The organism is Vitreoscilla massiliensis (assembly GCF_001457815.1).
Taxonomy (GTDB): domain Bacteria; phylum Pseudomonadota; class Gammaproteobacteria; order Burkholderiales; family Neisseriaceae; genus Vitreoscilla; species Vitreoscilla massiliensis.
On record NZ_LN898220.1, the window covers coordinates 377,623 to 395,826 of the forward strand.

Sequence of the window (18,204 nt, forward strand, 5' to 3'; positions counted from 1 at the left end):
CCGGCCTTTAAAAGCCCCCGTACTATAATGAAAGCGCTTTGTACAGTCAAGATAATCAGTAAAATTTTGTCAAACAAAGCGCAAAAATGATTGTATTTTGAATAGTTTGGCCGCATATTGCGGTGCGACACAAAAAAACAACAGATGTAAACGATTTAGGCCAATTGATCCAAGTTTAATGCGTTTAGCATCTGCTGAAATTCTTCAGCATTGTTAAAATGCAAAACCAACTTGCCTTTTTGTTGCTGATTGGCCTGTATTTTCACCGCCAAACCCAATTTATCCGCAATGGCGTCCTGTAAGCGCAACACATCCCGATCTTGGCTGGGGGCGGCTTTCTTGGCAGTTTGCGGCGCATCTTGCTGATAAGCCTGTGCTTGTCGCTCCATCTCCCGCACCGACCACGCCTGCTTAATGGCAGCTTCTGCCAATTGCAATTGCGCCAACACCGGCAAGGTAATCAATGCCCGCGCATGCCCCATTTCGAGCAAACCTTGATTAATGTGTTGTTGAATTTGCTCAGGCAAGTTTAACAAACGCAAGCTGTTGCTGATGGCACTGCGGCTTTTGCCCACGGCTTTGGCCAAATTTTCGTGGGTTAAACCAAACTCATCCACCAAGCGCTTATAGCCTTGTGCTTCTTCTACGGGATTTAAATCGGCACGTTGAATGTTCTCGATGATGCCCATCGCCAACGCCGCTTCGTCATTGACGGCTTTAATCACCGCAGGAATCTCGGTCAAACCGGCCAATTGGCTGGCGCGCCAGCGCCGTTCTCCGGCAATCAATTCGTAATCCGACAAACCCAATTCACGCACCACCACCGGCTGTATCAAGCCTTGGGCACTGATGGAGTCGGCCAATTCGGCCAATTCGGTTTCATCAATGATGCGGCGTGGCTGGTAGCGGCCAGGGCGAATTTGGGTAATGTCCAAAGTGGTCAGTTTGTCGTCGCCACCGGCATCACCACTGGCCAACAAAGAATCCAAACCCCGTCCCAAACCTTTTAATTTCGCCATTACGCTTCCACCCTTGCCAATAATTCTTGCGCCAAATCCAAATAAGCCAATGTTCCACGCGCTTTGGCATCATAAGCCAATGCCGGCATACCGTGACTGGGTGCCTCGGCCAAACGCACATTGCGCGGAATGGTGGTTTCGAACAGCTCGCGGCCAAAATGTTCCGTCAATTGTGCCGAAACCTCTTGCGCCAAATTACTGCGCTTATCAAACATGGTGCGCACGATGCCACCAATTTGCAATTGTGGATTGATGGCCAAACGGATTTTGCGCACCGTGGCCACCAAATCGGAAATGCCTTCTAAGGCGTAATACTCGCACACCATAGGCACGAGCACGGTGTCGGCAGCAACCAAACCATTCAGCGTTAACAAAGTCAGTGTGGGCGGACAGTCGATTAAAATGTAATCGTAATCGTCTTTGACGCTGCTTAAGGCGTTTTTCAAACGCATTTCGCGCGCGATTTCCTGCACCAATTCCACTTCCGCACCTGCCAAAGCACGATTGGCTCCCAACACATCATAGCCACCGTGTTTGCTGTGGTTTAATGCGGCCTGTAACTCCACTTCGGCCAATAAAACCCCATACACACCGTGTTTGATGCTGGATTTGTTGATGCCGCTACCGGTGGTGGCATTGCCTTGCGGATCCAAGTCCACAATCAACACCTTCTTACCGGCGTGCACCAATGAGGCGGCCAAATTGACAACGGTGGTGGTTTTACCCACCCCGCCCTTCTGATTGGCTACTGCCCACACCTGCGCTGTCATGCAGACGCGCCTTTTTGTATGATGACCATATGACGTTCAGCCTCCAAAGATGGCACGGTTAATTTGTCCACTTGCGCCACGTGTACGTCTTCCGGCAATTGGGCAATTTCCTCATACGGATGCACCCCTTTCATCGCCAACCAACGACCGTCAACACGCAACAATTGTGAGGTCAAAGTCACAAAGTCACGCAACTCGGCAAACGCACGGCTGGTGATGGCATCGAACTCTATGCCTTCTACGGCTTCAACGCGGCCTGTAATCACTTTCACATTGCTCAAACCCAACTCAATCACCGCTTGGCTTAAAAATGAGGTCTTTTTGCTATTGGAATCCAACAAGGTAATTTGGATGTCAGGACGGCAAATCGCCGTAGGAATGCCCGGCATGCCACCGCCCGAACCCACATCAATCAATTGCGCCACACCATCCAAATATGGCAACAAAGTCAAACTGTCGAGCACATGGTGGCTCAACATCTGGTCTTCTTGGCGCAGTGCGGTCAGATTATACGTACTGTTCCATTTCAACAATAAGGCAACGTAATCCAGTAATTTTTGTTGTTGTTCTGCTGACAATTCGATTTGCATTTGCTGCAAACCCATTTGCAAATAAGGTAAGGCTAAACTCATGATGATCGTGCTTTCTGAAATCCCCGTTTGATGTGTACCATCAGCAATGCCACCGCTGCTGGCGTAATCCCTGAAATGCGTGAGGCTTGGCCCACGGTTTCAGGACGATGCAAATTCAATTTTTGTTGTACTTCGGCAGACAAGCCTTTGACCTTGCCGTAATCAATGTCTTGCGGCAAACGCAAATCTTCCATCGCTTGACGGCGGTTGATTTCCTCGTTTTGTCTGTCGATATAACCTTGATATTTAACCTGAATTTCGACTTGTTCAACCTCGACTTCGGTCAAGTTTTCTGCACTTGCCGCATTCGGCAGCGTCATTAAGTCGGCATAGCTGACATTCGGGCGGCGCAACAACTCATGCAAGCTGTATTCATGCCCCAATTTTTGACCCAACACGCGCATTTGGTCGGCTTCAGGCAGATTTTTTGGTGTAAACCAAGTCGAACGCAAACGCTGCACCTCGCGCTCTACCGCTTCGCGCTTGTCATTGAACATGCGCCATTGCTCTTCGCCCACCAGACCGATTTGGTGGCCGGCCTCGGTCAAACGCATGTCGGCATTGTCTTCACGCAATTGCAAACGGTATTCGGCGCGGCTGGTGAACATGCGATATGGCTCGTTCACGCCTTTGGTAATCAAATCGTCGACCAACACACCCAAGTACGCCTGTTCACGGTGCAAGACCAAGGCTTCGCGTTCAAACACATAGTTGGCCGCATTGGCGCCAGCGAGCAAGCCTTGAGCTGCGGCTTCTTCGTAACCAGTGGTGCCGTTGATTTGACCAGCAAAGAACAAACCTTCAATGGTTTTGGTTTCCAAGCTGGCTTTCAAATTGCGCGGGTCGAAATAATCGTATTCAATCGCATAACCGGGGCGCAAGATGTGGGCGTTTTCCAAGCCTTTCATCGAACGCACCAAGCCGATTTGGATGTCGAATGGCAAAGAGGTCGAAATCCCGTTTGGATAATACTCGTTGGTATCCAAACCTTCAGGCTCTAAGAAAATCTGATGCGATTCTTTGTCGGCAAAACGGTTGATTTTGTCTTCAATGGATGGGCAATAACGTGGGCCCACGCCTTCAATTTTGCCAGTGAACATCGGGCTGCGATCAAAACCGCTGCGAATGATGTCGTGGGTGGTGCTGTTGGTATGGGTAATCCAGCACGATACTTGGCGCGGATGTAAAGCGCGTGAACCGCGTACCGAGAATACCGGTGTCGGCGTATCGCCCGGTTGCTCGCTCAATACTGAGAAATCAATGCTGCGACCATCGATGCGTGGCGGCGTACCGGTTTTCAAACGCCCTTGTGGCAAGTTCAATTCGCGCAGTTTCGCGCCCAAACTCATCGCCGCAGGGTCGCCCGCGCGACCGCCTTGGTAGTTTTCCAAACCAATGTGGATTTTGCCCGACAAGAACGTGCCGGCGGTCAACACCACCGCACGGGCATTGAATTGCAAGCCCATGGTGGTGAGCACGCCGCTGATGCGTTCGCCATCCAAAATCACGTCGTCCACTTGCTGTTGGAACAAATCCAAGTTTTCTTGGTTTTCCAACATGTGGCGTATCGCCGCCTTATACAGCACACGGTCGGCTTGCGCACGCGTGGCGCGCACCGCAGGGCCTTTAGACGCGTTTAAAGTGCGAAACTGGATGCCGCCGATGTCGGCCGCCAAAGCCATGGCTCCGCCCAAAGCGTCCAATTCGCGCACCAAATGGCCTTTGCCTATGCCGCCGATAGACGGGTTGCAAGACATCTGGCCCAAGGTTTCAATGTTGTGGCTGAGTAACAGGGTTTTTGCACCCATGCGTGCGGCCGCCAAAGCCGCTTCCGTACCTGCGTGACCGCCGCCAACGACTATCACATCATATAGAGTGGGGTAAATCATCGTCCCAAGTTTCGCAAACAAAATGGGCTTGATTGTACGCCAAACTCATGGCGCTGTCAGAATTTATCGCAACGCAACATTGCAAATCGGTCATGCTTTCAAGCAGTTGCTGCCGTTTATTTTTGCTTGCCATCAGCCACTGTGTCCATGCATGGCACAGCCATCACAGATGCGGCCTGTAAACCCAACACCCGACAGCACAATACCACTCTCATTATTGCTGTCAGCAAGTTAAGCCATACTTGATAGAACCCACACTCGCCTCGTAAGATGTTGTATTCCCAACTTTACAGGCCGCCTTTCAACATGAACATTACCACCCGCGCCTTGAGCGCCCAAGACTATGCCGCATGGCGCATTGTTTGGCAGCAATATCTGGACTTTTACCAAACCGAACTGGATGAGGCGACCACGCTTGGCACTTGGGAGCGACTGTTGCAACCCGAACACAGTCAGATGTTGGGACTGGGTGTGTTTGTCGATGACAAATTGGCGGGTTTCACCCATTTGGTGTTCCACCCCAATACCTGGAGTACCGAGCCGTGTTGTTATTTGGAAGATTTGTGTGTTGACGCGCAAGTGCGCGGACTGGGTTTGGGACGGGCATTGATTGCCGCCGCCAAAGCAGCCGCCATCGCGCAACAATGTTGCCGCTTGTACTGGGTCACCGCCCGCGACAACCACACCGCACAAATCTTATATGACAAAGTGGCCGAGCAAACAGAATTCATCCAATACAGAATCGGCCTGTAAACCCTAAATTCAGTTGCCCCTATCAAAAGCCTCACTTCAACAAAGGTTCAAACAGTGGGGCCAAGCGTCTTGCGCCTCGCAGACTTAAATGATCGTCATCAAAATAATATGGAACATTGTTACGGCTGCCATAACACTGTTTTTGATCACATAAATAAGGCAATGGATCTAGCAATTTCACCCCACAGCGCTGTGCCAATTGTGCATTGGTAATCAGCGCTAAATTGCTTCTTTGTAAATGCTGATGCTTAGACACGGTCATTTGCAAACCCTGATGCAATATCATTGAATACTTCAATTCTTCATTCAATACATTTTTACCCATTTCAGGGATAGGCTGCATGACATATACCGGATGAGTTTGGCTCAACTGGCAAATGGCCTGCTCATAGCCTTGAATAATTTCCCCTTGAAATTTTTGCAAATTTCTAAGTGAATATGGCGTGTAAACAAATGTTTGTGGTTGTCCATTTTGAGTTTCATTATTGCCATGCAAATAAGCATTCAAGCGATTAACCACGATAATGGGCGTCTCTTTAGGATAGCTTTGTACTTCCAGAAAAAACCGCTGTAATTGCCGATTACAATTGAATTTCGAGTCTGCCTGAGACTGTATGCCCAGGACAGTGGGACAACTACTGGATGTCCAACTTAGTATATGTCCATCATTTTTTTCACTGGCTGTGGCTACAGCATTCACCACCGCATTGGCATGGCTATCCCCCCAGACAATGGCTTTCAATTGCTTACCCTTGCCATACTGGCAAAATTTAACATCAACACCGCTGGCAAAATGGCACTGCTTACGTTTAGGGTCTGAATTGACGACGTAATCGAAGTTTTGGCGTGTTTGAGCTGCAATGCGCTGCGGGAAACCCTGTGCTTGCTGCACGTATTGTAAACCAGCAATCAATGTCAACATGGCCACCGCGATACCCGCAAAGACGTGTGGTTGTGTGTGTTGTTTCGCCCACTTGGCACTCGGCCGCTCTATGCCATAGTAAGACAGAGCACCTAACAAAAGTGATGAGCCTATGGCCCAAACTTTAAAATATGGTATGTGCTCGGTAACACTGACAAAATAAAAACCATAAAATGCCACTGGCCAGTGCCACAAATAAATGGAATACGAGTATTTACCCAAATACTGTATCCAAACCCATTTCAAGCATTTGTAGTCAGTATTGGCAGCAATAATGCAAGCCGTGCCCAAGGTGGGCAATAAGGCATAATACGCCGGCCACGGTGTGGCAACACCATAGAACCAAACTGCCGCCAATAAGCACAACCAGCCCATTGTCGCAAGCAGCCGAGACCTCCATACTGTTAAACTCATTGGATAAATTGCTACCAAGCCACCCAATACCATCTCCCAAATGCGCGAGGATAAAAAGTAAAACGCCCCCTTAGCATTGGTATGCAATAAATAACTGGCATAACACAGAGACAGCACAAACATTAACCAAAGTACCACTTTAATATGGTATTTCTTGCGTAAAAATGGGTATAAAACGATGGGATACAGCAGATAAAACAACCACTCCACTGAGAGCGACCAAGTATGCAATAAAATATTTTCTTCTGCTGCCAAATCAAAATAGCCAGCAGACTCTGCTGCATACTGATAATTAGAAAAAAAAGCCAAACTTGCCAAAGCATTGTGAGCAAATTTCTGATAATACTCAGGAATCAGTACAAAATAGCCCATGACTGCCAATGCCAAAATCAAGCCCAACAAAGCTGGAATGATTCTGCTCACACGCGCCATGTAAAATGTCACTAAGTGAAAAGGTTGTGCTGCGGAATGTTTGCAAATAATGTTGGTCATCAAGAAACCAGAAATCACAAAAAACACATCCACCCCGATAAAACCACCTGCGAAACCAGGCACTTTAAAGTGATACAGAGTAACCAACACTACCGCCAATGCCCTTAAAGCATTGATGTCATAACGAAATTTCATTTACTGCCACTTATTTTGTTTTCATTCATGTGAATGAGGTATTGAATACCATGATGGTACAGAACAAACTGAGTTCTTCCAAATAGAAGCGGCCTGTAAACCATTGATCGGCTTACAGGCCGCTTAGAGGCTGTTTGATGGATGCATTTCTCTGTGAATCAGTCTTACGCTGTCACTTATCGCTGTGCAAACGCATCCGTGGCCGCAACCAAGCCTTTGTTGACTTCGGCGTCAAATGCCGAATGGCCGCCGATGACCACGCGCAAGTCGGCTTCGGGGAAGGCTTGCTTTAAATCGTAAGCCGATTGTATCGGCGTGCAAATATCGTAACGGCCTTGCACGATGATGGTAGGAATGTGGCGGATTTTGTCGATGTTTTTGAGCAAATCGGTTTCTGCGTCTATCCAGCCATGATTGATGAAATAGTGGTTTTCCATGCTGGATATTGCCAAGGCATGTGGGTCGTCGTCACGTGGGGTTTGCGGGTGTAAGAACACGATTTTTTCTTCGTACTCGCACCAATGGCGCGCGGCCTGTATTTTGGTGGTGGCGTCCACGTCTTTGCCAAACAACAAGTGGTTGTAAGCGGCAATCAAGTCGCCACGCTCGGCTTCCGGTATGAAGTTTTCAAACGCCGCCCACGCTTCGGGGAAAATTTGTGAGGCGCCACCGCGTTTGTACAACCAATCGCTTTCAAACTGGCGGAACAAGAAGATGCCGCGCAACACCAATTCGGTCACACGCTCAGGATGGGTTTCGGCATAGGCCAAAGACAAGGTGCTGCCCCACGAGCCGCCAAACACCATCCATTGGTCTATGCCCAAGTGTTCGCGCAAGGCTTCGATGTCGGCCACCAGTTTCCAAGTGTCATTGTCTTCCACACAAGCATGCGGCAAAGACTTGCCGCAGCCACGCTGGTCGATTTGGATGATGCGGTATTTTTGCGGATTGAAGAAACCGCGAGTCGCTGGCGATGAGCCGCCACCAGGGCCGCCGTGTAAGAAAATCACCGGTTTGCCATCGGGATTGCCGCAGTCTTCCCAATACATTTGGTGGATGGGCGAAACTTGCAATAAGCCGCTTTGGTTGACGCTGTCTACTGTGTACATTTTTCTATCCTTATATGGGCTTACAGGCCGCTTGTTGTGCTGACAAGTATGCAGGCAAGTCTTGCCACAATAACTGTTTTTGTTGGCTGCTCAATTGTTTGGTACGGTACTCGCTTTGGCGCGCGGCGCTTTCGCTCAAATCAGCGTACAACACGCGCAATGCTACGGGCTTGTGCATGCGCGTGAATTTGGCGCCTTTGCCAGCGCAATGCGCTTTCCAGCGTTTGTCCACATCATTGCTGATGCCACAATACAAAGCGCCGTTGGCACACAAAATCAAATACATGCTCCATGCGCCCTGCTCTGTTGTGGGATTGAGTAATTCATTCATGGAATCAGTATTGCGATTTTTAAGCGGCCTGTAAACCTCAGCCAATAACAAAGGCAGCCACAGCTGCCTTGTTTATCATCAATCTTCTTTAAACCACTCTTCATCGGAGATGCGGGTGACTTTCACGCGCTCGATGCGTTGACCGACTTTTTCTATCACGCTAAAGCGCCATTGGTGGTAATCAATGCTGTCGCCCACTTCCGGTATCGCTTGCAATTCATCCATGATCAAACCGGCCACGGTATGGAAATCGGCTTCGTCGTCTTGCGGCGGCAAATCAATTTGCTGTGCCAACGAGCCATATTCCAAGCTGCCATCGACAGTAAAGCTTTGGTCGGGGTGCATTTCGATGCTTGGCGCTTCCTCGCGTTCGTATTCCTCAGGGAAATCACCAGCGATGGTTTCCATCAAGTCTTTCATGGTAACCATACCCAAAATGCCGCCAAACTCGTCTACCACCAAGGCGATGTCGGCGCTTTTGGCTCGGAACAATTCCATTGCATTCAATACGGTTGAGTTTTCAGGCAAGACCAATGGCTGCTTCAAGGCTTTGTGGATGCTGAATTCGCCCGTGGCCAACATTTGCGCCAACAAGTCTTTCTTATTGATGTAACCCAAGGGTTCATCAATACCGGCTTTGCCCACCACCATCAAACGCGAGAACGGCGTGTCTTCCAATTGTTTGCACTGCTGCTCTTTCGATTGCGAAATGTCCAAACGCTCGATTTCAGGCCGCGGTGTCATCACCCCCAAAATCGGCCGCTCAGCCAAGGTGAGCACGCTTTGGATCATCAACTTTTCATTGTCTTCAAAATGGCTGTCGTCGCCGTTAACCGCACCGGCTTTGGCCAATACCGCTTCGCGTATGCCCATCATGCCCAATACCGATTCGGCGGTACGCGCACGCCAAGTGCGCGCTGAAAACGCGTTTTTCTTGCGGTTTTTGCTCGACACTTGGTTGAACACCTCAATCAAAATCGAGAAGCCGATTGCCGCGTACAAATAGCCTTTAGGAATGTGGTAATGGAAGCCTTCGGCAATCAGGCTGAAACCGATCATCAACAAGAAACCCAAGCACAACATCACCACGGTTGGGTGTTTGTCGACAAATTCGGTCAACGGTTTGGACGCCCAAATCATCACCGCCATCGCCACCACCACCGCTGCCATGGCAATGGTAATGTGTTCCACCATCGCCACTGCCGTAATCACCGAGTCGATTGAGAATACCGCATCGAGCAAGATGATTTGACCCACTACCGCCCAAAAAGCGGTGTGTTTGCGGCGGCTGTTGCCACTGTCGACATATTCGGCCTGCCCTTCCAAGCGCTCGTGCAGCTCGGTGGTGGCTTTGTAGAGCAAGAAAATACCACCGGCAAACATGATCATGTCTTTGCCCGACACCCCGAAATCGTCGACATAAAACAACGGTGTGGTCAGCTTCATGATGTAAGCCATAGACGCCAACATCACGATGCGGATAATCACCGCCAACGACAAACCGACAATGCGCGCCTTGTCGCGGTGTTGCGGTTTGACCTTATTGGCCAAAATCGCCACAAACACCAAATTGTCTATGCCCAACACCACTTCCAGCACCAACAGGGTTAAAAAGCCAACCAAAGTGGCTGGTTCCAATACCCAACTAAAATCCATGAGATTATTCCAATTTAACAAACGCAAACAGGCGTCCTGTAAATACAGGACGCCCATAAACTTTAGAAGGTCAACAAGATGAAGGTCTGTCGCGTCGGATAATGACTCGAACCATCTTCATTCATACTGTTGCCGCCTCCACTAAAATATTGATGGCAATCAGTTTAACAGTTTGCACAGGGGCTGCGCAAGTTTTCAAACGCCACTGATTGCACTTACAGCGTGCCGTAAGAATGCAGGCCGCTTAAGAACATGTTCACACCCAAAAACGCAAACGCGGTGATGAAAAAGCCAATAATCGCCCACCACGCCAACACCTTACCGCGCCAACCGGCGACCAAACGCAGGTGTAACCACACCGCGTAATTGAGCCACACTATCAAAGCCCAGGTTTCTTTCGGGTCCCACGACCAATAGCGTCCCCACGCATCGGCCGCCCACAAAGCGCCCAATACTGTGGCGATGGTGAAAAACAAGAAGCCGACCGCAATGGCTTTGTACATGATTTCGTCTATCACTTCGGCTGCGGGCAAAATCGACTTTTCAGGGTTGCGCAAAGCCAACAACTCAGCAATGCCCAAGGCCGCCGCCATGCAAAACGCGCCATAACCGATGAAATTGGCCGGCACATGAATCTTCATCCACCACGATTGCAGCGCTGGTATCAAAGGCTGAATCTGATGCGCACCGCGGTCAAAGCTGTACCACAACACAAAGCCGACCAACAAACACATGAACCCATACACAAACGCGCCGAGTTTGGCAGCTTGATAACGGGCAGCGTAATACAAATACATCAGTGCCGTAATCACCATAAACAAGATGAACACTTCGTACAAATTGGACACCGGAATGTGACCGGCATCGGGACGCAGCAAATAACTCTCATGCCAACGCACCAGCAAACCAGCAAAACCAAACACACTTGCCGTCCATGCAAAGCCTGTGGCGATGCCAAGCAAGGTGTGGTGTGGGTTTACAGGCCGCATTTTTGCCTGCAATAAGCCAGCGGCAAAACACACAAACGCCATCACCGTAAAGAAACACAACCACATGATGGCCGATTGGCTGGCCAAGAAATACTTGAGCACAAATACCTGTTCGGCGCGGGCAATGTCGCCGCCATATGCTTGCATGGACAGCCAAGCCAAAGCTGCGCTTAAGGGCACAAACCATTGCATGGGTTTGAAAAACCACCCCAAAGCCACCACGCCCAAAGCCGAGCCCCATAAGATGGCCATTTCATAGCCATCCATGTGGTGCTCAGCGATGACCAATTGCGCATACAAGGCCACGGCAAAAATCACCACCGCAAACAGCCAATCGCGCCAAGTCAAACGGTGCAATAAGCGCGTTTCGGTCAGGTAATCGTGTTCGGGTAGGCTGATGTTGTCTGTTTTCATTGCGGGATATCCTTCAGCAACTGGCTGATGCGCGCCACATGTTGTGGAAATTCAGTGTCCAAATCGCGGGCATGGCGGGTGGCGCTCATGGCCACGCGCATGTTCTCTGGGCCAAGCAAGACCCACAAGCGTTTTTCACGCACATAAAACATGCACAAAGTGCCCAAAATCAACAATAAAGAGCCCAAATACACCAAGTAACGCCCCGGTGACTTGGCCATTTGCAAACCCGAAGCCTGCACTTGTTTGAACTCGGTCAATTGCAAATACAGCGGCGCTTTCACTTGCGCCAAGCCGGTCATGCCTATGCTGGCATTTGCGATGAATTGCGAACGTTCAGGCGTATCGGCCCATTCAGGCTCGTTTGCTTGTTTTAACACCTCGTCCAACACATAGCCACTGCTCGCTTGCAACACTTCTAAGAAAAATTGGCGCATGCGCTCTTGTTCGGCGGCAGGCACGTTTTGGGCGATGAATTCGTCCAAAGCCACATAGCCGCCCTCAGAAAACAGGCGCAACACATTATCCACGGCCAAACTGAATTGTGGGCGGATGGCCTCATTGACCTTGTTCACCGCCAAACCCACGGCGCGGCTGCGCAGTGCCGGATCGGCAAAACCTTGGCGCAACAGCATAAACGTCTTCAATTCGCCGTTGCGGTCGACCGGCATCATCACCCATTTGTAAGGGTCGGCTGGTGACACGCGTTCACCGACGGCAAAAAATTGTTGGCCGTCGCGCGTCAATGGCAACATATACGCCAAATATTCCACCGCTTGCCCAGCTTTATCGCGCACCTTATAGGTAATGGTCGGGCCGACGTTTTTCAGCTCATTGGCCTTATTGACATCGCGCACGTCGTGCATTTTTTGCGCCAAACCGGTTTTTTCCGCCTGCGGCAAGGACTGGTCTTCCACGTTCAACATGCGAAATTCGCCGAATTCCAATTTGTATTCTTGCCCATTCATGTTCAGCGGATAGGTGTTCATCGACGTCGCTTGCATCGGCGCCGAGCTGAGCATGGCCTTGCGCATGTCCCAAGCATTGAAGCTCAATTCTGAGCCGCCATCGCCGAAACTGGCTTGGTAGATGGCCACACCGTCCACAATCAGCGGATGGTTGACCTTGATGGTCGCGTCTTGTTTTTTGCCGGTTTTGTGGTCGATGACAGTGATGTCGCTGGCAAAATTCTTAGGCATGCCGGTATCGTAATACTCAACATGGAATTTGTTCAATTCCACCGAAAATGGCAGCTCTTGCACCACCAAACCATCGCCCGCATTCAAAAACACCACATCGGCGCCCTTGCCTTCGGCGATGGTGACATTGCCGCGGTAAGACAGACTGCCCGCATCCAGACGCGCATTCGGGGCAAAGTCTTTCGCCATCATCGTGTCTTTGTCGGGCACGATGCGGCCGGTTAACACGCCCAGATTCAAACCCATATTGCTGTCGACCAAGCCACCAATGCAAATCACGATGATGGCCACGTGTGCAAAAATATAACCGAGTTTGCTGGCGCTGCCTTTTTTGGCCGCCAAGATTACCGAACCATCGTCACGCACTTGTTGTTTGACTTGAAAACCTTGCACGTTCAGATAACGTGTCAGTATTTCGGGGCTTAAGCGGCCTGTAAGCAAGCTGCTGTGCTTCATTGCACCCAAGGATTGCGCGGTGGCTTTCAAACGGTAAGAACGCATTTCGCGCCAAAACGGCGGCACGTTGCGCCACAAACACAAACTGGTGGAAATCACTAAGAACAACATGATGACGACAAACCAGCCCGACGCATACACATCGAACAGGCCTAAAAACTTGAAAATTTCAAACCAAAACGGTCCAAACTTAATCACATAGTCGGCGATGGGCTGATTTTGTTGCAACACCGTGCCCACGACCGAAGCGATGGCCAACAAACTGAGCAAGGCCACGGCAAAACGCATCGAACTCAAAAACGCAAACCACGGACGACGTATAAGGGGAACCGCTTTTTTCATAAACTCCAACCTGTGGCCTAGACCTCAGTTTAAATAACAAAACAAGACCGCAACATGGATGTCATGCAGCGGTCTGTTACAAGTTTGCTGTGGCAGCGCCAAAACTCAATACGTGCCTTGAATGAAGTTAGACACTGCTTTCATTTCCTCTGCCGTCAGCATCTTAGCGACTTTTTCCATTTTAGCATTTTTACGGATGCCATCGCGATACGCTTTCAACTCGGTCTCCACATAGGTCGCGTGTTGGCCGCTGATGCGTGGGTATTCATTAGGCATGCCCGCACCATTAGGGCCGTGACAAGACATACAGGCCGGCACTTTGCGCTCGGCAATGCCACCACGGAAGATTTTCGCACCCAATTCAGGACTGATTTTCGGATTCACTTCGCCGGCTTTTGGGTATTGCTTAGAGAAATACAAGGCCACATCTTTGATGTCTTGGTCGGAAATCGCACCGACTTGATCACGCATTTCCTTGGCATTGCCAGTGGTGCGTTTGCCATCGCGGATTAATTTGGCGTTGGTTTCAATGTAAAACGCATTTTGTCCTGCCAAACGCGGATAAGTGGCGATGCCACTGTTGCCATCAATCGCATGACAAGAAGCACACACGGTGGTGGCCACTTGTTTACCGCGTTCCACATTGGCTGCTGGCCCTGCCGCCCCTGCCCATGCTGAAAATAGCAATGCTGCCGCCACCAAACTCAAACGTTTCATGAAGTGCTCCTTAACTTCAGGCGCTCCCCGTTATTAGCGCCTTGTTTTTACAGTCGCTTGATGCGACTCAGATTATCAATCGGACAAAACGTGGTATGCTTATGCACCAGATTTGAGTGATTACCACTGCCATGCCCTTATTTCAAAATGCCCAGTTCTTTACCACCGTCAACCATTTAAAAGATTTGCCGCACACGCAGGCCGAAATCGCTTTTGTGGGACGTTCTAACGCCGGTAAGTCCAGCGCTATCAATACCTTAACCAACCATGTGCGCTTGGCCTATGTGTCTAAAACCCCAGGTCGCACCCAACACATTAACTATTTCGAGCTGCGCAATGGCCACTTCTTGGCCGACTTGCCCGGTTACGGCTACGCCCAAGTACCGGAAGACGTGCGTGCGCACTGGGTACGTTTATTGGGTCAATACTTACAAACCCGCCAAAGCTTAATTGGCTTGATTCTGATCATGGATACCCGCCACCCGCTGAAAGATCTGGACAAACAGATGCTTGATTTTTTTGCGATAACCGGCCATCCCGTGCACATTCTGCTCTCTAAAGCAGATAAATTATCTAAGAATGACCAAATCAAAACCTTGTCATCGGTCAAGAAAGCATTAAAACCTTATATGGAACGCCAAACCGTCAGCGTGCAACTGTTTTCCAGCCTGAAAAAACAAGGCATAGAAGAAGTGGAAACCGTGGTACAGGGTTGGTTTGATGCTTTGCCAAGTGCTCAATCAGAAGAACCTGTTATTGAAGAGCCCAGCAATAATGGTGCTACTGAACCAAAAGCTGAATAAAGCTGATGTGATGATGAAATGCGGCCTGTAAAGTTTACAGGCCGCATTTGTATGTACACCCCCTTGACACCAGCACGGCTCAAAATGGCCATGGTGTCTGTTTCCCGTTTAGAATGGCCACATGTTCACCAACACAGCTACCACCATGTTGATTCCCTTGCTGATATTCCTGCTAAATGTCTTGGCCGCATTGGGCTTGGGCTATGTGTTGTTCAAAGACTGGGATGATTTTGTTGAGTCGTGCAAAGGCATATTCAGCTTTAGCTACATTGGTGGCTCCATGGTGCCCACCCGTGCCTTATTGTGGTTTGCCCTCGTCATCAGTATGGTGTTGTCGTCTATGGCTTTTCTGGACAAACTTTGAATGGCCAACCGCACACGCTTCTGACTTTAGCTGATGTACATCTCCAACGGAAAAGCGGCCCGAATGGTTTTACAGGCCGCTTTTGTTCATGACAAGGTATCAGGGAATGCTGGTTTAACGCAGATAGTCTTCTGCCAATGCGCACCACAGTTTGGCAGCGGGCAGCAAGATGTCGTCGTTAAAATCGTATTGTGGGTGGTGCACCATGTGGCGGTCGGCTTCATCACCGTTGCCGATGAAGAAGTAACAGCCTTTGGAATGCGCTTCGAGCATAAAGGCAAAATCCTCGCTCGCCATAGACGGCAACACATCGGTGTGGCACGCCGCCTCGCCAAACTGTGCGCGCATCACGCCCAGAATATAATCCGTCGCTGCGGCATCGTTCATCAATACCGGACAGCCATTGACGTGTTTGACTTCGGCCGTCGCGCCCATGCTTTGCGCCTGCAAGGTGATGACTTCATTCACCCGTGCCAATACTTGTGCCCGCACCTCATTCGACAAGGCGCGCACGCTGATTTTCAACTCGGCAGTGGCGGCAATGATGTTTGCCGCCGTACCGGCATGGATGCTGCCCACCGTCACCACGGCGGCCTGTAAAGGGTCGACATTGCGCCCAACAATGCTCTGCAACGCCACCACGATGTGCGCGGCCACTAAGGTCGCATCGACGGTTTTGTGCGGATACGCACCATGACCACCGACGCCGTGCACCGTCACTTCCAAGGTATCGGCCGAGGCCATGAAGGCACCGGGTTTGATGTAAAACTCACCGGCTTTCAGGCCGGGCATATTGTGAAAACCATACAGCAAATCGCATGGAAAACGCTCAAACAAGCCGTCGTCCACCATCACCTTGCCGCCGTACAAATACTCCTCGGCTGGCTGAAAAATGACGCGCAAGGTGCCATTGAAGTTTTTGCTGGCCGCCAAATACTGCGCAGCGGCCAGCAAAGCCGTGGTGTGGCCGTCGTGGCCACAAGCGTGCATCACATGCTGGTGTTGGCTTTTGTAAGCGACGTCGGTTTGCTCCAAAATCGGCAAGGCATCCATGTCGGCGCGTATGCCCAACACCTTGTCGCCGTCGCCGACGGTGAGTGTACCGACCACGCCAGTCTTGGCCAAACCCACATCGACCGCATAACCCCACTCGCGCAACTTGTCCGCTACCAATTGGCTGGTCAGCGTCTCTTCAAAGCCGAGCTCGGGATGGCGGTGTAGGTGTTGGCGCAACGCCTTATTCGCCGCAGCGTGTTCCGCTAAAAAATCGTCTATCATCGCTGTCCTTTCATTTACAGGCCGCTTACTGCTTCTGCCAGCGTCTTGCCCATGGGTGAAGTCTTGATGTGTGGATTGAGCTTTTGCCATGGCAAATCGGCAGGGTCGGCCGTCATCGGCCCTGGGGCTTTTGCCACCAATACCGCCGCCGCCATCGGTTGGAAATCGGCGCGAAAATGCACCGAGGATTTCACCACCACCACCGCTTTTTCTTCCGGTATCACGCCGGCCATCTTGAACAAATTGCGGTCTAACATTTGCGCCTTACCCGAGCTGACGACGATTTGAATGCCGTCCAAACCCAAGCGCACCGTGGTGCCAACATCGGCTTCGACGCCATGCATCATCGGTCCATCATAACGACATTTGCCATCGCACACTGCTTCGACCACGAATTCCGCCGTCAACGGCGTGTCGCCCGCTGCGCCCGATTGACCGCCCAAAGCAGCCGTAAAACGCTGCCCCACACCGGCCTGTAAGGCCAGTTGCACCACTTCAGGGTCGGTGATTAAACCGATGGCAGCATTGCTGACCTTGGCCGCATGCAAAGCCTTGAGCATGCCAGTGGTATTGGAGTCGCCACCGGCGCCAGGGTTGTCTTGCGTGTCGGCGATGACCACTGTTTGTCTGTGCTCGGCCGCCAAGGCTACTGCTTGCGCCACCGCCTCTGTGGGGCTGAGGAAATCGACTGCCCAATCGGCTTCGTGGTCGAGCACGAAATCCAACAAAGGCACGATGGCGTCTTGCAATACCGCTTCATCAACAGCATAACCCCACACCGCCCCGCCGCATTCGGCAAAATCGGCGGCAGGAAAGCCGGGGGTAAACGATAGGTGCGCGCCGGTTTCTTGTTCCAAACTGTCCAACAATTCATATGTGGCTTTGGCCGGGTCTAAAAACGTGCATTGGCCATTAATTGAAATCAAAAACGGCAAGCGTTTGATGGCTTTGACATAGCGCGCACCGCGCAAAATGTGATCCAATATCATCGCGCTGCGGCTGCCGGTGCGTGCCATGTCCACATGTGGATAAGTGCGAAAAGCGCACAACACATCGGCGTGATCAAACATCGCTTGGGTGACATTGGCATGCAAGTCCAAACTCGCCACCACTGGCACATCGTCGCCAACGGCCGCACGCACGCGGCGCAAGATTTCACCCTCGCCATCGTCGAAATGCTCGGCCACCATCGCCCCATGCAAATCCAAATACACCGCATCGGCTTGAGCGGCCTGTAAGCCAGCGATGATTTCATCACAAATGCGCTCGAAGGTATCGCGTTCCACATGCGCCGATGGCGTTGCCGCCGTCCACATAATCGGCACCAATTCGTAACCCAAGCCTTCGGCGGTTTGGATAAAGCCCCCAGCCGGGATATTGATGTCGCGGAAGGCCAACATGGCCTCGCCACGCGTCATTGCAGGAAAGCCGCCGCCATTAATGAAGTGTTCATAGCGCGCCATTGATGGCGCAAACGTATTGGTTTCGTGTTGAAAACCGGCTACAGCAATTTTTTTCAT

16 protein-coding genes are annotated in these 18,204 nt (G+C 50.7%); 3 read left to right on the forward strand and 13 right to left on the reverse strand.

Going from position 1 to position 18,204, the window contains the following annotated elements:
• Positions 1–155 precede the first annotated feature (155 nt).
• From BN3003_RS10625 to mnmG, 4 genes are read right to left on the reverse strand one after another with little or no spacing between them, the layout of a single operon-like run.
• Complete coding sequence (locus BN3003_RS10625) at positions 156–1,019, reverse strand: ParB/RepB/Spo0J family partition protein (protein WP_058356629.1); 864 nt, start codon at positions 1,017–1,019, stop codon at positions 156–158.
• On the reverse strand, positions 1,019–1,789 hold the full coding sequence (locus BN3003_RS10630) for a ParA family protein (RefSeq protein ID WP_058356630.1): 771 nt from the start codon (positions 1,787–1,789) through the stop codon (positions 1,019–1,021). The genes BN3003_RS10625 and BN3003_RS10630 overlap by 1 nt, the downstream gene beginning before the upstream one ends.
• Complete coding sequence (gene rsmG, locus BN3003_RS10635; RefSeq protein WP_058356631.1) at positions 1,786–2,421, reverse strand: 16S rRNA (guanine(527)-N(7))-methyltransferase RsmG; 636 nt, start codon at positions 2,419–2,421, stop codon at positions 1,786–1,788. Before rsmG ends, BN3003_RS10630 begins: the two co-directional genes overlap by 4 nt.
• Positions 2,418–4,310 (reverse strand): tRNA uridine-5-carboxymethylaminomethyl(34) synthesis enzyme MnmG, encoded by a 1,893-nt coding sequence (gene mnmG / locus BN3003_RS10640; RefSeq protein ID WP_058356632.1) that lies wholly within the window; start codon positions 4,308–4,310, stop codon positions 2,418–2,420. The genes rsmG and mnmG overlap by 4 nt, the downstream gene beginning before the upstream one ends.
• 306 nt (positions 4,311–4,616) lie before the next feature.
• On the opposite strand from mnmG, the gene BN3003_RS10645 reads away from it, so the two are divergent.
• Positions 4,617–5,063: a GNAT family N-acetyltransferase gene (locus BN3003_RS10645; RefSeq protein ID WP_058356633.1), complete on the forward strand. Its 447-nt coding sequence runs from the start codon at positions 4,617–4,619 to the stop codon at positions 5,061–5,063.
• A gap of 31 nt (positions 5,064–5,094) precedes the next feature.
• Here BN3003_RS10645 and BN3003_RS10650 read toward each other — a convergent pair whose 3' ends face one another.
• From BN3003_RS10650 to BN3003_RS10680, 7 genes are all read right to left on the reverse strand, one after another.
• On the reverse strand, positions 5,095–7,026 hold the full coding sequence (locus BN3003_RS10650; protein WP_058356634.1) for an acyltransferase family protein: 1,932 nt from the start codon (positions 7,024–7,026) through the stop codon (positions 5,095–5,097).
• A 176-nt stretch (positions 7,027–7,202) separates the two neighbouring features.
• Positions 7,203–8,135: a prolyl aminopeptidase gene (gene pip / locus BN3003_RS10655; RefSeq protein WP_058356635.1), complete on the reverse strand. Its 933-nt coding sequence runs from the start codon at positions 8,133–8,135 to the stop codon at positions 7,203–7,205.
• Positions 8,136–8,145: 10 nt separating this feature from the next.
• Entirely contained in the window at positions 8,146–8,466 is a 321-nt protein-coding gene (locus BN3003_RS10660; RefSeq protein WP_058356636.1) for a GIY-YIG nuclease family protein, read from the reverse strand.
• 78 nt (positions 8,467–8,544) lie between these two features.
• Positions 8,545–10,122 carry a TerC family protein gene (locus BN3003_RS10665; protein WP_058356637.1) on the reverse strand — a complete coding sequence of 526 codons (1,578 nt, stop codon included), beginning with the start codon at positions 10,120–10,122 and terminating at the stop codon, positions 8,545–8,547.
• A 215-nt stretch (positions 10,123–10,337) separates the two neighbouring features.
• A complete protein-coding gene (ccsB, locus tag BN3003_RS10670) occupies positions 10,338–11,525 on the reverse strand; it encodes a c-type cytochrome biogenesis protein CcsB (protein WP_058356638.1) in 1,188 nt (395 codons plus the stop codon).
• On the reverse strand, positions 11,522–13,522 hold the full coding sequence (locus BN3003_RS10675; protein ID WP_058356639.1) for a cytochrome c biogenesis protein ResB: 2,001 nt from the start codon (positions 13,520–13,522) through the stop codon (positions 11,522–11,524). Before BN3003_RS10675 ends, ccsB begins: the two co-directional genes overlap by 4 nt.
• Positions 13,523–13,627: 105 nt before the next feature.
• Complete coding sequence (locus BN3003_RS10680; RefSeq protein WP_058356640.1) at positions 13,628–14,239, reverse strand: c-type cytochrome; 612 nt, start codon at positions 14,237–14,239, stop codon at positions 13,628–13,630.
• A gap of 131 nt (positions 14,240–14,370) precedes the next feature.
• On the opposite strand from BN3003_RS10680, the gene yihA reads away from it, so the two are divergent.
• Positions 14,371–15,042 (forward strand): ribosome biogenesis GTP-binding protein YihA/YsxC, encoded by a 672-nt coding sequence (yihA, locus tag BN3003_RS10685; RefSeq protein WP_058356799.1) that lies wholly within the window; start codon positions 14,371–14,373, stop codon positions 15,040–15,042.
• Positions 15,043–15,163: 121 nt separating this feature from the next.
• Positions 15,164–15,406 (forward strand): hypothetical protein, encoded by a 243-nt coding sequence (locus tag BN3003_RS10690; RefSeq protein WP_058356641.1) that lies wholly within the window; start codon positions 15,164–15,166, stop codon positions 15,404–15,406.
• 114 nt (positions 15,407–15,520) lie between these two features.
• Here BN3003_RS10690 and BN3003_RS10695 read toward each other — a convergent pair whose 3' ends face one another.
• Positions 15,521–16,684 (reverse strand): M20 aminoacylase family protein, encoded by a 1,164-nt coding sequence (locus BN3003_RS10695; protein ID WP_058356642.1) that lies wholly within the window; start codon positions 16,682–16,684, stop codon positions 15,521–15,523.
• Positions 16,685–16,698: 14 nt separating this feature from the next.
• Positions 16,699–18,204 carry a M81 family metallopeptidase gene (locus BN3003_RS10700; RefSeq protein WP_058356643.1) on the reverse strand — a complete coding sequence of 502 codons (1,506 nt, stop codon included), beginning with the start codon at positions 18,202–18,204 and terminating at the stop codon, positions 16,699–16,701.